The organism is Gordonibacter sp. (assembly GCF_036667095.1).
Classification (GTDB): Bacteria; Actinomycetota; Coriobacteriia; order Coriobacteriales; family Eggerthellaceae; genus Gordonibacter.
In genome coordinates this window covers 1-1,971 of sequence record NZ_JAVWUP010000339.1, presented here as the reverse complement: position 1 = coordinate 1,971, position 1,971 = coordinate 1, and the positions used below count along the sequence as shown (strand labels likewise).

General features: G+C 56.1%; 1 protein-coding gene and 1 pseudogene. Both read left to right on the top strand.

From position 1 onward, the window contains the following. Positions 1-328: 328 nt before the first annotated feature. Positions 329-715 (top strand): annotated as a pseudogene (locus RR842_RS14430) (helix-turn-helix domain-containing protein); the annotation flags it as partial. 299 nt (positions 716-1,014) lie between these two features. Then, on the top strand, positions 1,015-1,845 hold the full coding sequence (locus RR842_RS14425) for an ATP-binding protein (RefSeq protein WP_216529922.1): 831 nt from the start codon (positions 1,015-1,017) through the stop codon (positions 1,843-1,845). Positions 1,846-1,971 lie beyond the last annotated feature (126 nt).

The following is a 1,971-nucleotide window of genomic DNA, read 5'->3' as shown; positions in this document are numbered from 1 at the left end:
GGGTTTGAAAGATGAGAGGTATCCAAAAAGAGGATTGCGTGCCTTTAAGGGTAGGGAGGAAAAACTCCCGCGCCTCAAACGGCGCGCACCTTGACAACCGCATTCAACTAACCAACGAAACTATACGCATCGACGCGCATGGGGCGGAGCCTGCCCTGGATCTGCCCGTGCGCGCATGCGTAGTTATGAAAAGATTAGGAGGTGTCCAAGATGATCGGGTACATCTTCATGGGGCTTGGCGGATGCTGCGCGGCTCTTGCGCTTGCGTGCGCACTCGCGCCCCGAAGCACGGATCCCGGCCGATACTCTGGGCTGGGAGGTGGATAGCATGACGGTCTTTCGCGTCGAGAAGACTCGTGATTACACCGTCATGTCCAATTGTCACCTGCGCGACAAGCGGCTAACCTTGAAGGCGAAGGGACTCATGTCCTTCATGCTTTCTTTGCCTGACGACTGGGACTACACCATCAAGGGCATGGCCGCCCTGCATCCTGACGGCATCGATTCCATACGCACTGCTTTAAACGAGCTGGAGGAATACGGTTACATGGTGCGTGCGCGGCGACGCGATGCGGGCGGGCGCTTGCGCGATACGGAATACGTGATCTACGAGAGCCCTAGATTGGATTTACCTATATTGGAAAATCCAACACAGGCTGAACCTATATTGGAAAATCCTACGCAGGTTTTCCCTACGCAGGAAAATCCAACGCAAAGAAGTACTAAGGGAACAAGTACTAAAGAATCAAATACGAATCTAAAGAAGAACGAAGAGAAGAAGGCGCTTGGGCGCTACGGCAACGTCCGGCTGAGCGATTCGGAGTTGGAGAGCCTGGGCGACGAGTTCCCGGAAGACCTCGATGCCCGCATCGAGCGCTTGGGCGAGTACATGGAATCGAGCGGTAGAAGCTACAAGAGCCATGCGGCAACCATCCGCTCTTGGGCAGCGCGCGATGCCGAGAGAGCGGCGTCGCCGACGAAGCTCGACTACCGATGCGACGATGGGGAGTGCCTGTGATTGATACTGCCGTCAAAACCTCTAAGCCCGGCGATTACGCAGACCCGGAAACCGGGCTGCTTACCTGCGGCGTATGCCACAAGAGAAAGCAGGTGCGCTTGGAGCTCTACGGGCAGGCCTCGACGATGAGCTGTCTGTGCGACTGCGAGAGAAGTGCGCTTGAGGCCGAGGAGGCCGAGCGCCAAGCACGACTTAAAGTCGCAAAGGTTGCTAGCTTAAGAAAAGCAGGGCTGCAAGACGAGCTGTTGGCTGGCTGCACGTTTGCCAACGACGACGGCACCAACCCGCAGATGCCCAAGGCACGTGCCTACATCGAGGCTTGGGAGCAGATGTATGCCCAAGGATTCGGGATGCTCATCTATGGTCCCGTGGGTACGGGCAAGAGCTTCTTTGCAGGATGCATCGCAAACGAGCTTGTCGACCGTGGCGTGAGCGTCCTTGTGACCAATATCCCGCGCGTGCTCAATGACTTGGCCGATGCACGGATTTCCGGCAGAGGAGCATACCTTTCCAAGCTCGACAGTTTCGAGCTTCTTGTCATCGATGACTTGGGCGTCGAGCGCACGAGCGACTACGGATTCGAGCAGGTGTTCAGCGTGATAGACGGTCGATACCGCACGGGGCGTCCGCTCATCGTGACCACGAACATCCCCTTGAAGGCTATGAAGAACGAGGCAGCGGCAATCGAGAAGCGGCGCATCTACGACCGCATCCTAGAACGCTGCGCGCCGGTGTGCATGAACGGCAAGAACTACCGCAGGCAAAAGGCAGCTGCGAATCTGGCGACGATGCAAAGGATTCTCGCCGATACGGGCTGCATCGAATAAGCGGTGGGACACGGTGTCCCACTAGGAATGAAAAATTACGAAAGGAGTTGGTTGTTATGGCAAATCCCTATATTGGACTCGAGTATATAGACGACCAGTTTTTCCATCAAACGGAAATCCGCTACT